The 21,149-nt window shown below is 72.1% G+C and carries 18 protein-coding genes; 9 read left to right on the top strand and 9 right to left on the bottom strand.

Annotated features, from left to right (window positions below; all coding sequences use genetic code 11):
• Nucleotides 1-24 precede the first annotated feature (24 nt).
• Entirely contained in the window at nt 25-924 is a 900-nt protein-coding gene (locus KYY02_RS24490; protein WP_371241427.1) for a lysylphosphatidylglycerol synthase transmembrane domain-containing protein, read from the bottom strand.
• Nucleotides 925-1,086: 162 nt separating this feature from the next.
• Here KYY02_RS24490 and KYY02_RS24485 point away from each other — a divergent pair, with 162 nt between their 5' ends.
• Nucleotides 1,087-2,964, top strand: coding sequence for an ABC transporter ATP-binding protein (locus KYY02_RS24485; protein WP_371241425.1), 1,878 nt, complete (start codon nt 1,087-1,089; stop codon nt 2,962-2,964).
• A gap of 74 nt (nt 2,965-3,038) precedes the next feature.
• Here the strand turns inward: KYY02_RS24485 and secD are convergent, their stop codons facing one another.
• The 3 genes from secD to KYY02_RS24470 form a co-directional block, all read right to left on the bottom strand.
• Nucleotides 3,039-5,327, bottom strand: a complete 2,289-nt coding sequence (gene secD / locus KYY02_RS24480; RefSeq protein WP_371241394.1) for a protein translocase subunit SecD — start codon at nt 5,325-5,327, stop codon at nt 3,039-3,041.
• 438 nt (nt 5,328-5,765) lie between these two features.
• Nucleotides 5,766-6,452 carry a response regulator gene (locus tag KYY02_RS24475; RefSeq protein ID WP_371241392.1) on the bottom strand — a complete coding sequence of 229 codons (687 nt, stop codon included), beginning with the start codon at nt 6,450-6,452 and terminating at the stop codon, nt 5,766-5,768.
• The gene (locus KYY02_RS24470; RefSeq protein WP_371241390.1) at nt 6,449-7,426 is read right to left on the bottom strand and encodes a HAMP domain-containing sensor histidine kinase; all 978 of its coding nucleotides are present in this window, start codon (nt 7,424-7,426) and stop codon (nt 6,449-6,451) included. Before KYY02_RS24470 ends, KYY02_RS24475 begins: the two co-directional genes overlap by 4 nt.
• A 620-nt stretch (nt 7,427-8,046) precedes the next feature.
• Between KYY02_RS24470 and xynA the strand changes: the two genes are divergently transcribed.
• Entirely contained in the window at nt 8,047-9,033 is a 987-nt protein-coding gene (gene xynA / locus KYY02_RS24465) for an endo-1,4-beta-xylanase XynA (RefSeq protein ID WP_371241388.1), read from the top strand.
• 25 nt (nt 9,034-9,058) lie between these two features.
• Nucleotides 9,059-10,057: a polysaccharide deacetylase family protein gene (locus tag KYY02_RS24460; RefSeq protein ID WP_371241386.1), complete on the top strand. Its 999-nt coding sequence runs from the start codon at nt 9,059-9,061 to the stop codon at nt 10,055-10,057.
• A 51-nt stretch (nt 10,058-10,108) separates the two neighbouring features.
• Here KYY02_RS24460 and KYY02_RS24455 read toward each other — a convergent pair whose 3' ends face one another.
• Nucleotides 10,109-10,753, bottom strand: a complete 645-nt coding sequence (locus KYY02_RS24455; RefSeq protein ID WP_371241384.1) for a dienelactone hydrolase family protein — start codon at nt 10,751-10,753, stop codon at nt 10,109-10,111.
• A 14-nt stretch (nt 10,754-10,767) separates the two neighbouring features.
• Entirely contained in the window at nt 10,768-11,160 is a 393-nt protein-coding gene (locus KYY02_RS24450) for a DUF2267 domain-containing protein (protein WP_371241382.1), read from the bottom strand.
• Between the two features lie 146 nt (nt 11,161-11,306).
• Between KYY02_RS24450 and KYY02_RS24445 the strand changes: the two genes are divergently transcribed.
• A complete protein-coding gene (locus KYY02_RS24445; RefSeq protein WP_371241380.1) occupies nt 11,307-11,642 on the top strand; it encodes a DUF6343 family protein in 336 nt (111 codons plus the stop codon).
• A gap of 241 nt (nt 11,643-11,883) precedes the next feature.
• Here the strand turns inward: KYY02_RS24445 and KYY02_RS24440 are convergent, their stop codons facing one another.
• Nucleotides 11,884-12,204, bottom strand: coding sequence for a DUF2795 domain-containing protein (locus KYY02_RS24440; protein ID WP_371241378.1), 321 nt, complete (start codon nt 12,202-12,204; stop codon nt 11,884-11,886).
• A 78-nt stretch (nt 12,205-12,282) separates the two neighbouring features.
• Nucleotides 12,283-13,296, bottom strand: a complete 1,014-nt coding sequence (locus KYY02_RS24435) for a LacI family DNA-binding transcriptional regulator (protein WP_371241376.1) — start codon at nt 13,294-13,296, stop codon at nt 12,283-12,285.
• A 301-nt stretch (nt 13,297-13,597) separates the two neighbouring features.
• Here KYY02_RS24435 and KYY02_RS24430 point away from each other — a divergent pair, with 301 nt between their 5' ends.
• From KYY02_RS24430 to KYY02_RS24415, 4 genes are all read left to right on the top strand, one after another.
• Nucleotides 13,598-14,905, top strand: coding sequence for an ABC transporter substrate-binding protein (locus tag KYY02_RS24430; RefSeq protein WP_371241374.1), 1,308 nt, complete (start codon nt 13,598-13,600; stop codon nt 14,903-14,905).
• Between the two features lie 92 nt (nt 14,906-14,997).
• Nucleotides 14,998-15,993, top strand: coding sequence for a carbohydrate ABC transporter permease (locus KYY02_RS24425; RefSeq protein ID WP_371241372.1), 996 nt, complete (start codon nt 14,998-15,000; stop codon nt 15,991-15,993).
• A gap of 12 nt (nt 15,994-16,005) precedes the next feature.
• Nucleotides 16,006-16,920 carry a carbohydrate ABC transporter permease gene (locus KYY02_RS24420; protein WP_371241370.1) on the top strand — a complete coding sequence of 305 codons (915 nt, stop codon included), beginning with the start codon at nt 16,006-16,008 and terminating at the stop codon, nt 16,918-16,920.
• A 64-nt stretch (nt 16,921-16,984) separates the two neighbouring features.
• Nucleotides 16,985-18,424: a GH1 family beta-glucosidase gene (locus KYY02_RS24415; protein ID WP_371241368.1), complete on the top strand. Its 1,440-nt coding sequence runs from the start codon at nt 16,985-16,987 to the stop codon at nt 18,422-18,424.
• 259 nt (nt 18,425-18,683) lie between these two features.
• On the opposite strand, the gene KYY02_RS24410 is transcribed toward KYY02_RS24415, so the two are convergent.
• Nucleotides 18,684-19,706, bottom strand: a complete 1,023-nt coding sequence (locus tag KYY02_RS24410; protein ID WP_371241366.1) for a LacI family DNA-binding transcriptional regulator — start codon at nt 19,704-19,706, stop codon at nt 18,684-18,686.
• Between the two features lie 138 nt (nt 19,707-19,844).
• Here KYY02_RS24410 and KYY02_RS24405 point away from each other — a divergent pair, with 138 nt between their 5' ends.
• Nucleotides 19,845-21,149 carry an ABC transporter substrate-binding protein gene (locus KYY02_RS24405; RefSeq protein WP_371241364.1) on the top strand — a complete coding sequence of 435 codons (1,305 nt, stop codon included), beginning with the start codon at nt 19,845-19,847 and terminating at the stop codon, nt 21,147-21,149.

Below are 21,149 nucleotides of genomic sequence, written 5' to 3'. Positions count from 1 at the left end.
ACCGGCCCGGCCCGGCCCCGCCGGTCAGATCACCTTCAGCCGGACCAGCGCGCCCAGCGTCAACGCCCCCGGCAGCAGCGGCAGCCACACCGTGATGGTCCGGAAGGCCAGCACCACCGCCGTGGCCGGCGCGGCGGCCTCGCCCACCGCCACCAGCGCCACGACCAGCGCCGCCTCCACCGAGCCGATCCCGCCCGGAGTCGGCACCAGCGCCACCGCGACCGTCGCCGCCAGATAGGCCACCGCCATGTGCGCCGGCGGCGCCGACAGCCCGAACGCCAGGCCCACCAGCACCAGGGCGGTCGCCTGCAACGCGGGAAAGGCCAGCGCCCCGCCCCACAGCGCCAGCGCCCGGGAGGGCAGGGCGTGCACCGACCGCGCCTCGCCCAGCGCCGTCCGCAGGAACGCGCCCGCCGCCCGCCGCAGCCGCCGTACGGTCACGAGCGCGCCCGCCGCGACGGCCGACACCGCCCCGACCGCGAGCAGCAGCGGACCGAACGCCCCCTCGGGCAGCAGGGGACCGAACCGCAGCGCCCCGGGGAACGCCGCGAGCAGGATCGCCAGCAGCCCCACCCGACCGACGGACTCCGCCAGCAGATACAGCGCCAGGGCGGCCGAGGAGCGGGCCGGCGACAGCCCGCACACCGTCATGAACCGCAGATTGACCGCGCTCGCGCCCAGCCCCGTCGGCAGCAGGTGATTGGCCGCACCCGCCGCGAACTGCGTGGCCAGCAGCCGCCGCCGGGGCAGCCGCTCGGGTACCGCGCCCTGCCGGGTGCACGCGGCCGCCACCCAGGTCAGGCAGGTCACGCCCGCCGCGGCCAGCAGCCAGGGCCACCGGGCGGTCGCCAGCTGGGCGAACCCCTCGGCCAGCACCGACCGGTACCGCACCGCGATCACGGTCACGAGCAGCAGCGGCAGCACCATCAGGATCCGGCGGATCGTACCCGTCACGGCCACCGAGGATGTCCGCCGCGCGCCAAGCGCGGGTTGCGGCAGGCCGGACGCCCGTCGACGGCTGGACAGCGGGACCGGGTCGCCCTTGACCTCAATCAAGCCTGAGGTCCTACCTTCGCGTCCATGAGCATGGAGACCACAGCGTGGACACAGCTGCGCGGCGTCATGACCGCGCAGGACGAGCACCGCCCCCTCACCGGGACGACACTGCGCCGCATCGGAGCCTTCGCCCGCCCGCACCGCCGCCGTCTGGTCCTGTCCGTGCTCCTGGGCACGGTGACCGCGGCGCTCGCCGTCGCCACCCCCGTACTGGCCGGGCGCGTCACGGACACCATCGTCTCCGGCGGTGACGAGGCCGCGGTGGTCCGTCTGGCCCTGCTCATCGCGCTGATCGCGGTCGTGGAGGCGGCCCTCGGGATACTCGGACGCAGACTGTCGGCGGCCCTCGGCGAGGAGCTCATCCTCGACCTGCGGACCGCGGTCTTCGACCACGTGCAGCGGATGCCGGTCGCGTTCTTCACGCGCACGCGTACGGGAGCGCTCGTCTCCCGTCTCAACAACGACGTCATCGGCGCCCAACGGGCCTTCAGCAACACTCTGTCGACCGTGGTCGGCAACCTGGTCACCCTCGTGCTCGCCCTCGCCGTGATGCTCACCCTCTCCTGGCGGATCACCCTGCTCGCGCTGGTCCTGCTGCCGGTGTTCGTGGTCCCGGCCCGTCGCATGGGGCGCCGCATGGCCGGGATGCAGCGCGAGGCCGCAGCCCTGAACGCGGCCATGGGCACCCGTATGACCGAGCGGTTCTCCGCGCCCGGCGCCACCCTGGTCAAGCTGTTCGGACGCCCCGAGGAGGAGTCCGAACAGTTCGCGCTGCGCGCCCGCCGGGTGCGGGACATCGGCATCCGTACGGCCACGGCGCAGACGGTGTTCATCACCGCGCTGACCCTCGTCTCCGCCCTCGCCCTCGCCCTGGTCTACGGACTCGGCGGCCTGCTCGCCCTCGGCGGCACCCTGGAGCCGGGCGCCGTCGTGGCGCTGGCACTGCTGCTGACCCGGCTGTACGCGCCGCTGACCTCGCTCGCCGGGGCACGGGTGGAGGTGACGAGCGCGCTGGTCAGCTTCGAGCGGGTCTTCGAGGTCCTGGACCTCGAACCGCTCATCGGGGAGAGGCCGGACGCGCGGGAGGTGCCCGAAGGCCCGGTCTGCGTCGAGTTCGACGACGTCCGCTTCGGCTACCCCTCCGCCGACAAGGTCTCCCTGGCCTCCCTGGAGGAAGTCGCCTCCCTCGACGCGCGCGGCGGTGACGAAGTCCTGCACGGCATCTCCTTCCGTGCCGAACCCGGGCGGACCGTCGCCCTCGTCGGCTCCTCCGGCGCGGGCAAGTCGACCATCGCCCAGCTGCTGCCACGGCTGTACGACGTCGACTCCGGTGCCGTGCGCGTGGGCGGCGTCGACGTCCGCGACCTGACCGCGGGGTCGTTGCGCGCCACTGTCGGCATGGTTACCCAGGACGGTCACCTCTTCCACGACACGGTGCGCGCCAACCTGCTCCTGGCCCGGCCGGAGGCCGACGAACCCGATCTGTGGGACGCCCTGCGCCGGGCCCGTCTCGACGCCCTCGTACGGTCCCTGCCCGACGGTCTGGACACGGTGGTCGGCGAACGCGGCTACCGGCTCTCCGGCGGGGAGCGCCAGCGGATGACCATCGCCCGGCTGCTGCTGGCGCGCCAGCGCGTGGTCATCCTCGACGAGGCCACCGCACACCTGGACAACACCTCGGAGGCGGCCGTGCAGGAGGCGCTCACGGAGGCGCTGGAGGGCAGGACGGCGGTGGTGATCGCCCACCGGCTGTCCACCGTCCGAGCCGCCGACCTCATCCTGGTCGTCGAGGCCGGCCGGATCGTGGAACGCGGCACGCACGAGCGGTTGCTGGCCGCCGGCGGCCGCTACGCCGAGCTGTACCGCACCCAGTTCGAACGGCAGCCGGGGGAGCCGGCGGTGGCGTAGCGGCGGTGCCGCGCGAGGGGGCCGCCCGTACGGGCGGCCCCCTCCGTCCGTTCCTGCCGTGCCCGCGCGGCGGCCTAGGTCCGGTCCGGGCGCTCCGCGGTTCGGGCCTTCGCCCGCCCGGAACCGTCACGGCCCCGGCCGCCCCCGCCGCCACCGGCGTGCGCGTCGAGCACGACGGCGAGCGGCGAGGCGGTCAGCACCGACGAGTACGTGCCCACGAGCATGCCGATCAGCAGCGCGAGCGCGAAGTCGGTGAGCGAGTCGCCGCCCAGCAGGGCCAGCGCGGCCAGGATGAAGATCACACCGATGCCGGTGTTGACCGTACGGGGCGCCGTCTGCAGGATCGCCTGGTTGGTGACCCGGGACAACGGCGCCTCGCCGTCCTTCCGCCACAGTTCGCGGATCCGGTCGAAGACCACCACGGAGTCGTTCACCGAGTAACCGATCACGGTGAGCAGCGCGGCCAGGAACACTCCGTCGATCGGCTTGCCCAGCCAGGCGAAGACGCCGGTGAGGATCACCACGTCGTGCGCCAGGGCGGCCACCGCCCCCGCACCGAACATCCAGCGGAACCGGAAGGCCAGGTACAGCAGCTGGGCGCCGAGGGCCAGACCGAGCGCGATCAGCGCGTTGCGCCGCAGCTCGTCGCCGAGGCTCGGGCCGATCAGCTCGTCACGGACCTTCTCCGCCCCGCCGCCGACCTCCGCGACGGCGTCGGCCACCTCGACCGCCTCCGCGTCGGTCAGCTCCTCGGTGCGCACCGTCAGCCTGTCGTCGCCGGAGGACTGCACGACCGCCTGCGGGAAGCCGGCGTCGGCCAGGGCCTCACGGGCCCGGTCCGGGTCGACGGCGTCGCCGGTGGAGTACTCGATGAGACGGCCGCCGGTGAACTCCACCCCGAAGTCCAGCCCGCGCACCACGACGCCCGCGCCGGCGACGGCGAGCACCACGGCGGACACCGCCAGCCAGCGGAGCGGGCGCCGCATCGGCTGCGGGTCGCGGCGGGTGAGGTACGTACGGACCCGGCCGGCGGAGGCCAGGCCGGTGACCTTCGGCCGGCGGTGCACCCGGCGGCGGGCCACGGCGAACTCGGCCAGCACCCGGGTGATCACCAGGGCGCTGATCATGGAGGCGAGCACACCGATGCCCAGCGTGACACCGAAGCCCTTCACCGGACCGGAGGCGAGCAGGAACAGCAGCGCCGCCGCGATCAGCGTGGTGACGTTGGAGTCCGCGATGGCGCTGAAGGCACCCTTGAACCCGGCGGTCAGCGCCGAGCGGCCGCTGGGCCGGTTGCGCCTGCCGTACTCCTCCCGGGCCCGTTCGAAGACCAGTACGTTGGCGTCCACGGCCATGCCGATGGCCAGCACGAAACCGGCGAGACCGGGCAGGGTCAGGGTCGCGCCGAGGGCCGCCAGACCGGCGTAGGAGATCAGGCCGTAGCAGAGCAGGGCCAGGGTGGCGAGGACGCCCATGAGCCGGTACACGACGATGACGAAGACCGCGGTCAGCGCGGTGCCGACGACGGCCGCCCGGGCGCTCGCCTCGATGGCCTCGGCGCCCAGCGTCGGGCCCACGGTCCGCTGCTCCACCGTCTCGACCGGCACCGGCAGGGCGCCGCCCTTGACCAGCAGGGCGAGTTCCTTGGCCTCGTCGCTGGTGAAGGAACCGGTGATCTGGGTGGACCCGCCGGTGATGCCCGCGCCGCAGGCGACGGACGGGTCGACCTGCGGCGAGGAGATGATCTTGCCGTCCAGCACGATCGCGATCCGGCGCTGCGGATCGCCCGCCGGATGGCAGGCGGCCTCGCCGGTCAGCTCCGCCCAGCCCGCGCCGTCCTCGAAGTCCACGGTGACGTGCCAGCCGGCACCGCTCTGCGGGTCGAAGAGGCCCTCGGCGTCCTTCACGTCCTGACCGGTGAGCGACGCGGCGGCCAGCCGGAGCCGCTCGCCCGACTGCTCGTCGGGCAGGACGCGTTCGCCCTCCGCCCGAGCCCTGTCGGACTCGGTGGCGGTGCCGAGCACCGGGTGGACGGAGAGCTGCGCGGTACGGCCGAGGACGTCGGCGGCCTTGCGCGGGTCCTGCACGCCGGGCAGTTCGACGATGATCCGGTTGTCCCCGGAGCGGACGATGCCCGGTTCGGCGACACCGAGCGCGTCGACCCGGCCGCGCAGCACCTCCAGGGTGCGGTCGGTGGCCTCCCTGTCGGCCTTCACGGTCTCGGTGGAACGGGTCTCCAGCACGATCTGGGTGCCGCCCCGCAGATCCAGGCCCAGACGGACCGGAACGGTGACGGCGATGAACACGGATGCGGCGATCACGGCGAGCGCGAACAACGCCCTGACGCGGGCGGGACGTTTCACAGATGCCTCCAGCAGGCACGAGGAGAAGAGGAAGAGGGGGATCCCAGGTGCTGGAGGCCGAGGGCGGGGCGCGTCCCAGGTCCGACGGCATGTGCGCGGCGGCGGGCGGCGCGTGCCCGGCCACCGGCGCGGGCCGGGCCGGCCGGGGCGGGACAGACGGCGTGTGCGCCGCGGTGAAGAGCAGGTGTCCGGCCGGCACCGTCCGCTCGCCGGCGTCCCGCTCCGGCCGGGTGAACAGGGTGCGGGCGCCGACGTAGGCGTCGTCGCCGTACGGACGGGTGTCGGACTGGTACGCCGACGGGGCGGATGACGCCGCGGCGGGCACGGGTTCCGCGCCGTGGACGGCCCCGACGGCCAGCAGCACGGCCGCGAACGCGGCGAGGGCCGCCGCGGCGGCCCGGTACGGAAGGCGGGCGGAGCGTCCCCGCCGGTCGGCGGTCAAGGCTCGACGAGCCCGGCGCGGATGGCGTAGCGGGTCAGTTCGAGGCGGTCCCGGAGCCCCGGCTTGTGCAGCAGGTTCTCGCGGTGCCGCTGGACCGTCTTGACGCTGATGAACAGCAGTTCGGCGATCTCCTTCGACGAGTGGCCCTCGGCGACGAGCTTGAGCACCTCCTCCTCGCGCGGGGTCAGCAGCTGCTCCGGCGCCTTCTCGCCGTGCCTCACCCGGTCGAGGTAGTTGCGGATCAGGGCGGTCACCGCGCCCGGGTACAGGAACGGTTCGTCCCGCATCGCGGCCCGGCAGGCGGCCACCAGATCGCGGTCCGCGACGGGTTCCGGCACATGACCGCCGGCCCCGGCCCTGAGCGCCTGGAACAGGTACTGCTCGTTGTCGTGCATCGTCAGCATCAGGATGCGCAGCCCCGGCCTCAGCGCGGTCAGCTCACGGGCGGCCTGCAGACCGGTCAGCCGCGGCATGGCGATGTCCAGGACGGCCAGGCCGACGTCGTGGGTGCGGGTCATGGCGATCGCCTCCGCGCCGTCACCCGCCTCGGCGACCACTTCCAGGTCCGGCTCCCGGTCGAGGACGAGCCGCACGCCGCGCCGCACCAACGCGTGGTCGTCGGCGAGCAGGATCCGGATCGTGGTGTCCGGCCGGTGGTCCTCGTGGGTGTCCTGGCGGTTCATGACTGCTTCCTGACGGTGGGCACGGTCAGTCGGATCCGGGTCCCGGCCGGTGGCGCGGAGGTCCCGCCGGAGCTGGTGATGTCCAGTGTGGCCCCGATCAGCAGGGCCCGTTCCCGCATGCCGCGAAGCCCGGCGCCCTCGTGCGCGGCCCCGATGCCGCGACCGTCGTCGGCCACCTCGAGGACGACGCACCCGTCGGCGCCGCGCAGGCTCACCTCCACGCACCGCGCCTCGGCGTGCCGCGCGGCGTTGGCCGGGCTCTCCTGCGCCACCCGGTAGATCACCAGCTCCGCCTCGTGGTCGGGAGCGGGCAGACCGGGGGCGAAGCGGCGCAGCACGCGCAGCCCGGTGTGCGTGGCGAACTCGGTGGTCAGCGAGGTGACCGCACTGACCAGGCCCAGATCGTCCAGTACGCCCGGACGCAGCCGGCGCACCAGCCGGCGGACCTCGTCGAGGCCTTCCCGGGTGATCTCCTGCGCCTGCCGGAGCTCGCCGCGCAGCGGCTCCGACGCCTCGTCGGCCGCCCGCTTCAGGGCCAGCAGCACGGTGGTCATGCTCTGCCCGACCTCGTCGTGCAGCTCCTGGGCGAGACGGCGCCGTTCGCCCTCCTGGGCGAGGATCGCGCGGGCGCTGCTCGCGACGCGCTCCTCCTCCAGCCGCTCCAGCATCGAATTGAACGTGCTGACCAGTTCGGCGACCTCACCGCCGTCGCGCACCGGCAGTCGCTGACCGGGACGCAGCAGGTCGACAGTGGTCATCAGCCGTGTCACCCGGCCCAGCGGGGCGAGGCCGATGCGCAGCGGGGCGGCGTTGGCGACGAGCATGACGCCGAGGCCGCCCACCAGGATCACCGCCTCGGTCAGCAGCACCGGGACGGACACGGTCACCGGAGCCCACAGCAGCAGCGCGGTGGCACTGCCCAGCACCACCGCGTTGAGCCCGAAGGTCCGCCAGTACAGGGACACGGAGGTCACGCCTTCCTCTTCCTCGTCTGCCTCTACTGTCGGTCACCGCGCCCCGAACGCGGCTGCGGCCCCCTCGTCCCTGACCCGGTACGAGACCACCGGAACCCTCATCGAGGACGCGCCCCGCCGTCCGGAGCCGGGCTCGGACGAGGAGAAGAGGACCCGCTACCCGGCCGAGGTCCGCGTCGTCACCCGTGAGGCACGGTCACCGGGGCCCGGCCGGCGACGGCGGCGAACCGTGCCCTTCGAGTCCGGTCGGCGACGCCGACGCCCCCCGCTCCCGTCGAGCCCGGCAACGGCAAGGCCGAGATCACCGGGCGGACGAGTCCTTCCCACCCGCGGAGCCCGGACGCCGGACAGGCGTCCGGGCTCCGCCGCGTGAAACGTCCACTCGTCGAAACTTTCGCTGCTTGTCCATCGAGCTTCGGACGATATCCGCCCACCCGCGCGGCGGCATTCGGCTCGACCGGTTCAGCGGCTCTGCCGAACTGTGCAGACGTAGATTCCTTCACTTGTTCGATCAAGCGAAGATTTCGAAATACTCACCGAAAGCGTTGACGGTTGACGCGCTCAGACCAACACTGTCCGGCATCGAACTCCGCACCGAGCCGTCACAGGAGGCGCATCCCATGCACGTGTTCACCCGACCGAGGGGCGGCAGGCGAGGCCGCCTGCCGCTGAGCGTCAGAAGCGTCTGGACCATCGCGCTGGCCGCCGTCACCGCGCTGCTCCTGACCGCCACCACCGCCACGGCCGCGCCGATCACCACGAACCGGACCGGCACCGACAACGGCTGGTGGTACTCGTTCTGGACCGACGCCCAGGGAACCGTCTCCATGGACCTGGGCTCCGGCGGCAACTACAGCACCCAGTGGCGCAACACAGGCAACTTCGTCGCAGGCAAGGGCTGGAGCACCGGTGGCCGCAAGACGGTCAGCTACTCGGGCTCCTTCAACCCGTCCGGCAACGCGTACCTGACGCTCTACGGATGGACCACCGGCCCGCTCATCGAGTACTACATCGTCGACAACTGGGGCACCTACCGGCCCACCGGCGAGTACAAGGGCACCGTCACCAGCGACGGCGGCACGTACGACATCTACAGGACGACCCGGTACAACGCCCCCTCCATCGAGGGCACCAGGACCTTCGACCAGTACTGGAGCGTGCGGCAGTCGAAGCGCACGGGCGGCACCATCACCAGCGGCAACCACTTCGACGCCTGGGCGAGCAAGGGCATGAACCTGGGCAACCACAACTACATGATCATGGCCACCGAGGGCTACCAGAGCAGCGGCAGCTCCAGCATCACGGTGAGCGAGGGCTCCGGCGGCGGGGGCGGCAACACCGGCGGCTGCACCGCGACCCTGTCGGCCGGCGAGAAGTGGGGCGACCGCTACAACCTCAACGTCTCGGTGAGCGGCTCCAGCAACTGGACCGTGACGATGAAGGTCCCCTCCCCGGCGAGGGTCTCCTCCACCTGGAACACCAGCGCGTCCTACCCCGACAGCCAGACCCTGGTCGCCAAGCCCAACGGCAGCGGCAACAACTGGGGCGCGACGATCATGGCCAACGGCAACTGGACCTGGCCGTCGGTGTCCTGCAGCACAGGCTGACCCCCCACGAGGAGGACCACCGCAGATGAGCACCGGAAAACGACCACCTGCCACCCGGTCCCTGGTGTCGGGGCTGGCCGTCGCCGCGCTGACCCTGGCCGGCACCGCCACCGCGACGCTCGACGCCGCGCCGGCGCACGCCGCCGCCTGCAACGGCTACGTCGGGCTCACCTTCGACGACGGCCCGTCCGCCGGCACCACCACGAGCCTGCTCGACGCGCTGAGGCGGAACGGGCTGCGGGCCACGATGTTCAACCAGGGCCGGTACGCCGCCGCCCACCCCTCCCTGGTCAAGGCCCAGGTCGACGCCGGGATGTGGATCGCCAACCACAGCTACACCCACCCGCACATGACCCGGCTGAGCCAGGCGCAGATGGACGCGGAGATCGCCCGCACCCAGCAGGCGATCGCGAACGCCGGCGGCGGCACACCGAAACTGTTCCGTCCACCGTACGGTGAGACCAACCCGACACTGCGCGCGGTCGAGACCAAGTACGGCCTGACCGAGATCATCTGGGACGTCGACTCGCAGGACTGGAACAACGCGAGCACCGACGCCATCGTGCAGGCCGCCTCCCGGCTCACCGACGGCCAGGTCGTCCTGATGCACGACTGGCCGGCCAACACCATCGCCGCGATCCCGCGCATCGCGCAGAACCTGGCCTCCCGGGGCCTGTGCGCCGGCATGATCTCCCCGCGGACCGGCCGGGCCGTCGCCCCCGACGGTTCCGGCGGCGGGGGAGGGGACGGCGGCGGCACCGCCTGCACCGCGACCCTGTCCGCGGGCAGCCGCTGGAGCGACCGCTACAACCTCAACGTCTCGGTCGCCGGCGGCAGCGACTGGACGGTGACCATGAAGGTGCCGTCCCCGGCGAAGGTCTCCGCGACCTGGAACGTCAGCACCTCCTACCCCGACAGCCAGACCCTCGTCGCCAGGTCCGACGGCAGCGGGGACAACTGGGGGGCGACGATCCAGGCCAACGGCAACTGGACCTGGCCGACCGTCTCCTGCAGCACGGGCTGAGCCGAGGGCGGGCCGCGGCGCACAGCGCGCCGCGGTCCGCCGCACGCCCCGTCACAGGTGCTCACGGAACCAGTCGGCGGCGAGCCCGGCCACCTGCTCCAGCGCGCCGGGTTCGGGGAAGAGATGGGTCGCGCCGGGCACGACGTGGAGGTGGTGGGCGGCTGCGGACAGCCGTTCGGCGGCCTGGCGGTTGAGGTCGAGGACCGTCTCGTCGTCGCCGCCCACGACGAGCAGCACCGGGGACGAGACCAGGGCCAGCGCATCGCCTGCCAAATCCGGGCGACCGCCCCGCGACACGACCGCCGCCACCCGCCGGGGACGTTCGGTCGCCGCCACCAGAGCGGCCGCCGCCCCCGTGCTGGCCCCGAACAGGCCCACCGGGAGATCCGCGGTGTCCGGGCGCTGCTCCAGCCAGTCGACCGTGTGTGCCAGACGCCGGGCCAGCAGGCCGATGTCGAAGCGGTGCCGGCCGGTCGCGGTGTCCTCGCTCTCCTCCTTCCCGGTCAGCAGGTCGAGGAGGAGCGTGCCGAACCCGGACAGCTGCAACGCGGTGGCGACGGCCCGGTTGCGAGGGCTGTGCCGCGAACTGCCGCTGCCGTGCGCGAACAGCACCATCCCCCGCACTCCGGCCGGAATCCCGAGATCACCGGCCAGGGCCGCGCCGCCCGAGGGGACCGTCACGGACTCGGAGACCACGCCCGTTCACCTCCTCAGTCGGTGTCGTCGGCACGTCCGACGGGCAGCAGGCCGCCGATGTCCCTGGGCAGTGCGGCGGCCAGCTTCTCCGTCAGTTCCGGGGTGAGCGCCGCGTCGAGCACCTCCAGTACGGCGGCGGCCTCGCGCACGGCCGCGTCCTCGTCCGTCTCCGCGCGGCCGGCGATCCGTCCGGCGAACGCCGTCAGGTCGAAGCGCTCGCCCGGGGTGGTCTGCCGCATGGGCGCGGCCAGGGTCGGTGGCAGCTGGGCGGCCACATGGTCCGCCAGCCCGGCCGGCAGCCGCTCGGCCAGCGTGCTCAGCACGGCCCGGGTCGCCCGCTCGGACGTCCCCCGGTCCGGCAGCCGGGTGAGAGCCTGCACTTTGCCGATGAACTCGTCGTGCTGCATGAGGTGGTGTCCTTCCTCATGGTTCGGTTGTCGGCGGTCGGTTCCGGGGCGAGTACCCGCAAGGGGTGCGCGCCAACGGACACCGGTTTGTCACCGACGGTGGCGGCTACCCGGCCGGTGTGCCCCTGGAGGAGGAGGTGTCCGCAGTGCGTGACCCACGTACCGATCCCACCCGCGCGCCGGTCTCCCGGGCCCGTTCCGGAACGATCGGCCGCCGCTTCCCGCGGACCGGCACCGAACCGGTCACCGCACGGAGTCCGCTGCGCCTGCGCCTGCTGCTCGCCGCGGTCTTCCTCCCCCTCTTCCTCGCGGGCACCGCGCTGTTCGGCGTCTGGGCCGCGGGGTCCGACGCCGGTGACAGCCCCGGCCGGGGCCCGCTGATCCTGCTCGCCGTCGTCTGCGGCGTGCTCGCGCTGACGGCGCTTGTGGACCTGAGGGTCGTACTGCGCCGTCTGCGACGGGAACGGGGTGCCGCCCGCTGAGCGGCTCACGGCGGCCCCGCGGGGCCGCGGACACCGGTCCCGTGTCCCGGGGGAGGGGGATCCGGCCGCCCGCCTCCCGGGTCCGGAGGCGAGGGGGCCCCGGCCGCCCGCGCCAGGACCGCCCCGGTCGGCAGCGTGCCGGCCAGAGGCGGTCGCGGGCGGCCGAGTCGCGGAGAAGCCGCCCCGGCGGCCCGCCTCGGGGACGGGCACCGGCGCGGCCCACTCGCGCCGCTTGCCGGGGTCAGCGGTCCAGTTCGTCCTCCACCGGTGGTTTCGGCACCTCGCGCAGGTGCTGGGACTGCCCCGGCCGACCACCCGCACGGGCCTGCTCCGCCTGCTGCGCGGGACTGGTGCCGAGGTCGGAATCGGGGTCCACGCGCACGGACCGGGCCACCTCCTCACGATTGGCGTACTGCTCGGCCGGGATGCCGCGCAGCGCCCTGACGACGTCCTGCGAGGCCCCCGACCGTCCGGCCGCCTGGACCAGATCGTCCTTGCCGGCCGGGAAATCGACGTCCTTGATGGCGTTCACCACGTCCCGGGCGCTCGTCCTGTGGGCCATGGCTCCTTCTCCCTCGTCGCAGTGCTGGAACCTTCCGGGTAACCGCCGCCGCCCGTCCCTCACCTCGCGAAGGCCCCGCTACGACGACTCCCGCACCACCAGCTCCGTGGGCAGCGTGCGCTGCTGCCGGGGCCCGCCCTGCCGGGTGATGTCGGTGAGGATCCGGGCCATGGTGCGGCCTATCTCCTCCACCGGCTGGCGTACGGTCGTCAGCGGCGGGGCGGTGTGACGGGCGAGGATGGAGTCCTCGTAGCCGACGACGGCGACATCGCCGGGCACCTGCCGTTCCCGCCGGCGCAATTCGGCCAGGGCGCCGATCGCCATCAGGTCGGAGGCGGCGAAGACGGCGTCCAGATCCGGGGCGCGTTCAAGGAGCGAACGCATGGCCCGGCAGGCCCCCTCCTCCGTGAAGTCGCCCTCCTCGACCAGGAGTTCGTCCGCGGGTACCCCCGCCTCCCGGTGGGCGGTGCGCCAGCCGGCGAGCCGGCTGCGGCCGACGTCCATGTCCAGCGGGCCGGTGATCGTGGCGATCCGGGTCCGGCCGCGGTGCAGCAGGTGCCGCACCGCCGCGGTGGCGCCCCCGGCGTTGTCGGAGTCGACGTAGCTGAGCCGTTCGCCCGCGTCGCGGCGGCCGGCCAGCACCGTCGGCAGTCCCATCCCCTCCAGCATGCCCGGCAGCCGGTCGTCGGCGTGCACGGAGACCAGCAGGACACCGTCCACACGGTGCGCGGCCACCGTCTCGGTGAGCCGGTCGCGCTCGGCCTGATCGCGGACCAGCATCAGCTGCAGCTGGGTCCGGCTCTCCGCGAGGGCGCTGCTGACGCCGCGGATCAGCGCGGTGAAGAACGGTTCCGAACCGAGTCGGCTCTCCGACTCCGGGATCACCAGGGCCACCGCGTTGGTGCGGTTGGTCACCAGGCCGCGGGCGACCGAGTTGGGGACGTAGTTCAGTTCCTTGATCGCGGTCAGGACCCGCTCGCGGGCGTCGGCGCTGACCAGGTCCGAGCCGTTGACGACGCGGGAGACCGTGGTACGGCCCACGCCGGCGCGGGCCGCGACCGTTTTGATGGTCGGACGGCGGTTGCCGCTCATGCGCTCCCCCCTGGACGGCCGCGGCGGCGATGCCCACCGCGGAGGTGACCTGCGGCAATTCTTGCAGACGCCGCCGTCGGCACAGCATCCCCGAGGGCGGGGCGGCGGACGCGGAGCCCGGCGCGGGACGACGAGTTGGTTTCAAGTTATTGACAGACCTGTCCGCCACCCATGAGTCTTCGTTGCGCGGTGGGAACGTACCCATCACGGAATGGGTACGTTCCCATCCTCGTCAGAGCCGCTGTAGCCATCGCAGAACTCGTCACTCCGGTGTGTCAGCGCCGTCGCTAGGAGGAGATCCATGGGCACTTACGGTTCGTTGCGCAGGAAGGCGGTGGCGACGACCGCGGCCGTCGGCGCGCTGGCACTGGTCGTCGGCTGCGGCGGCAGCGACGACTCGGTCACCGGCGGCGGCAAGAAGGACGGCAAGGTCACCATCACCATGGGCCTGTTCGGCGTGATGGGCCTCAAGGAGACCGGCCTCCTCGAGCAGTACGAGAAGGAGAACCCCGAGGTCGACATCAAGGCCGAGATCGCCGGTGACGAGCAGACGTACTACCCCGCGCTGCAGACCAGGCTCGCCGCCGGCAAAGGCCTGAAGGACATCCAGGGCATCGAGATCGGCCGCGCCAAGGAGATCACCGAGACCCAGGCGGACAAGTTCGCGGACTTCGCCGGCATGGCGGGCACCGACCACTTCCTGCCCTGGAAGCAGTCCCAGATCAGCACCGCGGACGGCAAGGTGCTGGGGCTGGGCACCGACATCGGCCCGATGGCCGTCTGCTACCGCAAGGACTACTTCGAGCGGGCCGGTCTGCCCACCGACCGCGAGGAGGTCGGCACGCTGTGGGAGGGCGACTGGAAGAAGTACGTCGAGGTGGGCCGCACCTTCAAGAAGGACTTCAAGGGCGACGAGGTGGCGTTCACGGACTCGGCCAGCGGCCTGTTCAACGCCATGGTCTACGGCTACCCCGAGCAGTACTACGACGAGAAGGGCGACCTGATCTACGACAGGAACCCGGCCGTCAAGGAGGCCTGGGGCCTCGCCTCCGACGCCGCGGAGGAGGGGCTGACCGCCAGGCTCCGCCAGTTCCAGCCGGGCTGGGACCCCGGCCTGGCCAACGGAACGTTCGCGACCGCCGTGTGCCCGGCCTGGATGCTCAGCCACATCAGCGAGAAGGCCGGTGAGGCCAACAAGGGCAAGTGGGACGTCGCCCGGGCGCCCAGGGGCGCCAATTGGGGCGGGTCCTTCCTCGGGGTGATCGAGCAGAGCCCCGTGAAGGAGGAGGCCATGAAGCTCGTCGCCTGGCTGACCGCGCCGGAGCAGCAGGCCCACATCTTCCAGAAGATCGGCAACATCCCGTCCTCCGAGAAGGCCCTGGAGAACGCCGATGTGAAGAACGCCGAGTCGGAGTACTTCGGCAACGCGCCGATCGGCCAGATCTTCGGCGCCGCCGCGCAGGAGATCCCGGACAAGCAGGTCCTCGGGCGCAAGGACGGCGCGATCAAGGACACCTTCTCCCAGGGCCTGGCCCTGGTCGAGCAGGGCACCTCGCGCGACGAGGCGTGGAAGACCACCACGGAGCGCATCGAGAAGGCGGTCGGCTGACCCGACGCCCCCGCAGCCGCCCGGGCCCGCTCGGTGTCCCGCCGACGGGTCCGGGGCCGGCTCACCCATCCGCTCTCAGGAAGGAAAGTCCGGTGGCCACCTCCACCACCAAGGTCCTGACCGGCGAGGAGCCGCCGGCCCCGCCCGGCGCACCGGGCGGGGGGAAGACCGCCCGGCGACGCAGCGCGCTGCTGCACCGGCTGGACGTCAAGGGCGCGCCGCTCGCGTTCGTCGCCCCCTTCTTCATCGTCTTCGCCGCGTTCAGCTTCTACCCCCTCGTCTACACCTCGTGGATCTCGCTGCACGACGTGGAACTGGCCACCCTCGACGTCATGGAGTGGGTGGCGTTCGACAACTACGTCGAACTCTGGGGCGACTCGCGGTTCTGGAACGCGCTGCAGAACACCGTCACCATCGGCGTCATCTCCACGGTGCCGCAGCTGATGATGGCGCTCGGCCTGGCGCACCTGCTCAACTACCGCATGCGCGCCTCGCTGTTCTTCCGCGTCGCCTCGCTCGTCCCGTACGCCACCTCGGTCGCCGCCGCCGCGCTCGTCTTCACCATGATCTTCGAGCGTGACTTCGGCATGATCAACTGGGCGCTCGGCTCGGTCGGCATCGACCCGGTGGACTGGGAGGCCGACAAGTGGCCCGCCCAGGTGGCGATCTCCACCATCGTCATCTGGCGCTGGACCGGCTACAACGCGCTGCTCTACCTGGCCGCCATGCAGGCCGTCCCGGCCGAGCGGTACGAGGCGGCGTCCATCGACGGAGCGTCCCGCTGGAAGCAGTTCACCCACGTCACCGTCCCCGGCATCCGCTCCACCATCGTCTTCACCATCGTGCTCTCCACCATCGGCGCCACCCAGCTCTTCGGTGAGCCGCTGATCTTCGGCCAGGGACCCAACGGCGTCACCGGCGGCGCCGACAACCAGTACCAGACGCTGGGCCTGCTGCTGTACGAGGAGGGCTGGAAGAACTACCAGATGGGCCGCTCGGCGACCGTCGCCTGGGCGATGTTCATGCTGCTCGTCCTCGCCTTCGCGGCGCAGCGCCTGATCAAGCGCCTGCGCTCCCGTACGTCCTGACCTGGAGTCACCATGACCACCAACAGCCTCCCGGTCCGGACGGACACCCCGGCCCGGACCCCCGTGAAGAAGCCGGCCGGCCGCCGGCTGCTGCGCCAGGGCGCCGGCCGCCAGCACCACGCCGGCCCGCTCGCCTACGTCCTGCTCGTCGTCATGGCGGTGCTGTCGGTCTTCCCGCTGTACTGGACGATGGTGGCGGCCTCCACCGACAACACCCGGGTCAGCCAGACACCGCCGCCGTTCCTGCCCGGCCCGAACCTGTTCAGCAACCTCGCCCGGGCCTGGGACGAGGCGGCGATGGGCAAGGCCATGATCAACAGCCTGATCGTGGCCGGTGTGATCGCCCTGTCCACGGTGCTGTTCGCGACGCTGGCCGGATTCGCCTTCGCCAAGCTGCGTTTCAAAGGGCGCAACATCCTGCTCATGCTGGTCATCGGCACCATGATGGTGCCGCCGCAGCTCGGCGTCGTACCGCTGTTCATGATGATGTCCGAGCTGGGCTGGTCGCAGCAGCTGCCCGCCGTCATCTTCCCCACGCTGGTGAGCGCGGTCGGCGTGTTCTTCATGCGGCAGTACCTGTCCGAGGCGCTGCCGGACGAACTCGTCGAGGCCGGACGCGTGGACGGCGCACACTCGCTGCGCATCTTCTGGAGCATCGTGCTGCCCGTCGCGCGGCCCGCGATGGCCGTCCTGTTCATGATCACGTTCGTGCACGCGTGGAACGACTTCTTCTGGCCGTTCGTGGTGCTGGACATGACCAACCCGACGGTCCCCGTCGCCCTCACCCAGCTCAGCGCGGGCTACGTCCGCGACCAGTCGCTGATCATGGCGGGCGCGCTGCTCGGCACGCTGCCGCTGCTGGCGATGTTCGTCGTCTTCGGCCGCCAGATCGTCAGCGGCATCATGGCGGGCGCCGTCAAGGGCTGACCCGCCGCGCCCCCGCGCCGCATCCCCACCGCCCGCGAACTCCCTCACGACCGAAAGGACCTACGTGGTCACCGCAGCCCGGCAGACCGCGTCCGCCCCGGACGCCGCCCGCACCTTCCCCAGGAACTTCCTCTGGGGATCCGCCACCGCCTCCTACCAGATCGAGGGGGCCGCCGCCGAGGACGGGCGCACGCCGTCCATCTGGGACACCTACGCCCGCACCCCGGGCCGGGTCCGCAACGGCGACACCGGTGACATCGCCACCGACCACTACCACCGCTGGCGCGAGGACGTCGCCCTCATGGCCGAACTCGGCCTGGGCGCCTACCGGTTCTCCCTGGCCTGGCCCCGGATCCAGCCCACAGGCCGCGGCCCCGCCGTCCAGAAGGGCCTGGACTTCTACCGGCGTCTCGTCGACGAGCTGCTGGACAAGGGCATCCGGCCCGTCGCCACCCTCTACCACTGGGACCTGCCGCAGGAACTGGAGGACGCCGGCGGCTGGCCGGAGCGTGCCACGGCCGAGCGGTTCGCCGAGTACGCGGCCCTCGCCGCGGACGCCCTCGGTGACCGGGTGAAGACCTGGACCACCCTGAACGAGCCCTGGTGCAGCGCCTTCCTCGGCTACGGCTCCGGCGTGCACGCCCCCGGCCGCACCGACCCGGTCGCCGCGCTGCGCGCCGCCCACCACCTCAACCTGGGCCACGGCCTCGCCGTCCAGGCGCTGCGCGACCGCCTCCCGGCCGCCGCCCAGTGCTCGGTCACCCTCAACATCCACCACGTCCGCCCGCTCACCGGCAGCGGCGCCGACGCCGACGCGGTCCGCCGGATCGACGCGCTCGCCAACCGGGTCTTCACCGGCCCGATGCTGCAGGGCGCCTACCCGGAGGACCTGCTCAAGGACACCGCGGCCCTCACCGACTGGTCCTTCGTGCGCGACGGCGACCTCGGGCGGATCCACCAGCCGCTGGACTTCCTCGGTGTCAACTACTACTCGCCCACGGTCGTCTCCGAGGCCGACGGCAGTGGCACCCACACCTCGGACGGACACGGCGACAGCGCCCACAGCCCCTGGCCGGGCGCCGACCGGGTGGCCTTCCACCAGCCGCCCGGCGAGACCACCGCCATGGGCTGGGCCGTCGACCCCACCGGCCTGTACGACCTGCTGCGCCGGCTCTCGTCCGACTTCCCGGAGCTGCCGCTGGTCATCACCGAGAACGGCGCGGCGTTCGACGACTACGCCGATCCCTCCGGGAACGTCAACGATCCCGCCCGGATCGCCTATGTGCACGGCCATCTGACCGCCGTCCACCGGGCCATCGTCGACGGCGCGGACGTGCGCGGCTACTTCCTCTGGTCGCTGCTGGACAACTTCGAGTGGGCCCACGGCTACGGCAAGCGCTTCGGCGCCGTCTACGTGGACTACCCGACCGGGACCCGCATCCCCAAGGCCAGCGCCCGCTGGTACTCCGAGGTGGCCCGCACCGGCGTCCTGCCCGGCGCCTGACCTCACGCGCCCGTCGGCCCCGGTGCCACGGGCCATGTCACCGGGGCGTCGGCGTCACGGGCGGCCCGTGCGCCGGCACGACGCGTTCTCGGGGCCTTCGGGAGCACATCCAGTCCGCTGGTGGCTCCTCCCGGGCTTCGTCCCGCCGCCCCGGGGCCGCGTCCTGCGGTCGCACGGGGCGGAGTCCGGTCCGTACGGACGCCGCGTTCCCTGCCCGGCCTCCCGCACGCCGGGCCGTCGCACGCCGGCCCGGCGTCGGTCAGGCCTTCCTGGGCGGAGCGGTGCTCTGCCGCACCACCAGGTGCGTCGCCAGCTCTATGCGCTGGGCGGCCGTGCCGGGGTCGTCCGGACGGAGCAGCATCCGGGCGGCCTCCTCGGCCATGTGCCGCAGCGGCTGGTGGACCGTGGTGAGCGGCGGGCTCGACCACTGCGCCAGGGGCACGTCGTCGTAGCCGACCACCGACAGGTCCTCCGGCACGCGCAGGCCCTTGACCCGGGCCGCCTCCAGCACGCCGAGCGCCTGGAGGTCGCTGCCCGCGAAGACGGCCGTGGGCCGGTCGGGGCCCTCCAGCAGGTCCATGGCGTGCTCGAAGCCGCCCTGCACGTGGAAGTCGCCGAAGCGCATCAGCCGCGGATCGGTCTCCAGCCCCGCCATGGCCATGGCCGAGCGGTAGCCGTCCAGGCGCGCCAGTGAGCACAGCACGTCCCCGGGTCCGGTGATGATCGCCACCCGCTCGTGCCCCTGGTCGGTGAGGTGGCGGGTGGCGGCGAGGCCGCCGGCCCAGTTGGCCGAGCCGACCGAGGACACGTCCGGGTCGGGGTCGCCCGCCGGGTCGATGACGACGAAGGGGACGGCCGCCGCCCTGAGCCGCCGTTTGACGCTCCCCGGGAGCGTGGAGAAGACCAGCACGACACCCAGCGGCCTGCGCTGCAGCACGCCCGGCAGCCAGTCCGGCGCGGGCGCCTGGCGGGTGCCGCTCTCGGTGAGCACCACCGTCGCGCGGTTCTCCCTGGCGACGTTCTCCACGCCCCTGATCAGCTCCATCGCCCAGACGCTCTCCAGTTCGTGGAAGACGAGCTCGATGAGCGGGGAGCGGGACGCCGCCTGGGTGCGCCTGCGGTAGCCGCGGACCTCCAGGAGCCGCTCCACCTTGGCCCGGGTCGCGCGGGAGACGTCCGAACGGCCGTTGAGGACCTTCGAAACTGTCGGCATCGAAACGCCGGCCTCTTTCGCGACCGCGGCCAGGGTCACTCTGCCGCTCTCCTCGTCTTCATCGTGCATATCCGCAGGATAGGGCAGCGCGCATCGATAACGGTTTGGGCGAGTCCCGTTCCGACCGTTGACCGCAACACGGGTCTGACCTACTGTCCCACGGCATGGACTTTCGGTGATGATGCCGAAACTTTCGAAAGGCGAACGATGAAGACACGTGCGCGCTTGCCCAGACTGGTCGCCTGCGGTGCGACGTTCACCCTCGCACTGAGCCTCTCGGCCTGCGGTGGCGGGAGCGGCGGGGCGTCGGCGGACGACGGCAGGATCCACGTCCTGGTCTACGGGGACGCCACCAACAAGGTCGAGAAGCAGCTCGTCGACACGTTCAACAAGACCTCCGACGTCAAGGTCGTCCTCGACACCATCCCCGGTGCGGACTACCAGAAGAAGCTGCAGACGATCATCAACACCCCCCAGGCCCCGGACGTCTTCTTCAACTGGGGCGGCGGCAGCATCAAGCCGTTCGTCAAGGCCGGCCTGCTGATGCCGCTCGACGACTTCATCAAGAAGAACCCGGACCTGGAGAACAAGTTCCTGCCGTCCGTCTTCGACAACGCCGTCGTCGACGGCAAGCCGTACGGCATCCCGATGCGCGGCACCCAGCCGGTCCTGCTCTTCCACAACAAGGCGGTCCTCGACCAGGCGGGCGTCGAGCCGCCGAAGACCTGGGACGAGTTGCTCGACGCGGTCGGGAGGCTCAAGGACGAGGGCGTCACGCCGATCGCGCTCGGCGGCGGCGACGTCTGGCCGACGCAGATGTGGTTCCAGTACCTCTACGACCGCGTCGCCGGGCCGGAGCTGTTCGCGAAGGCCGTCGGGGGCGACGGGAGCGCCTGGGAGAGCGCGGACAGCAGGAAGGCCCTGGACATGATCAGGGAGCTCGTCGACGCCGGCGCGTTCGGCAGGAACTACGACTCCGTGAAGTACACCAACGGCGGCTCGGTCCAGTTGGTGGCCTCGGGGAAGGCCGGCTTCGAGCTGATGGGCTCCTGGTACTACTCCCAGCAGCTGACGGACCACAAGGCGTTCGCCGAGAAGGACCTCGGCTACACCGCCTTCCCGACCGTCGGGGGCGGCAAGGGCGACCCGGCCAACGTCGCCGGCAACACCAACAACTACTACTCGGTGTTGAAGAGGACCAAGCACCCCGAGGCCGTCGCCGAGTTCCTGAAGCTCATGTACTCCGACGACTTCGTGAAGGCGCAGCTGGACATCGGCAACCTGCCGACCACGACCAACACCGACAAGTTCGTCGAGACCGCGGGCAACGCCGAGTACTCGCGCTTCCAGTACGACCTGGTCGCCGACGCCCCGTCGTTCCAGTTGTCCTGGGACCAGGCGTACCCGCAGAAGGCGAGCTCGGACCTGCACAAGGCCATCCAGCAGTTCTTCAACGGACAGCTCGACACGGACGGCTTCATCAAGGCCATGCAGGCCCTCCCCACCGAGTGA

Origin of the sequence: Streptomyces pimonensis, from assembly GCF_041380215.1 — a bacterium.
Classification (GTDB): domain Bacteria; phylum Actinomycetota; class Actinomycetes; order Streptomycetales; family Streptomycetaceae; genus Streptomyces; species Streptomyces pimonensis.
The sequence above is the reverse complement of the archived record's forward strand: the minus strand, read 5'-3'. Positions and strand labels throughout refer to the sequence as shown.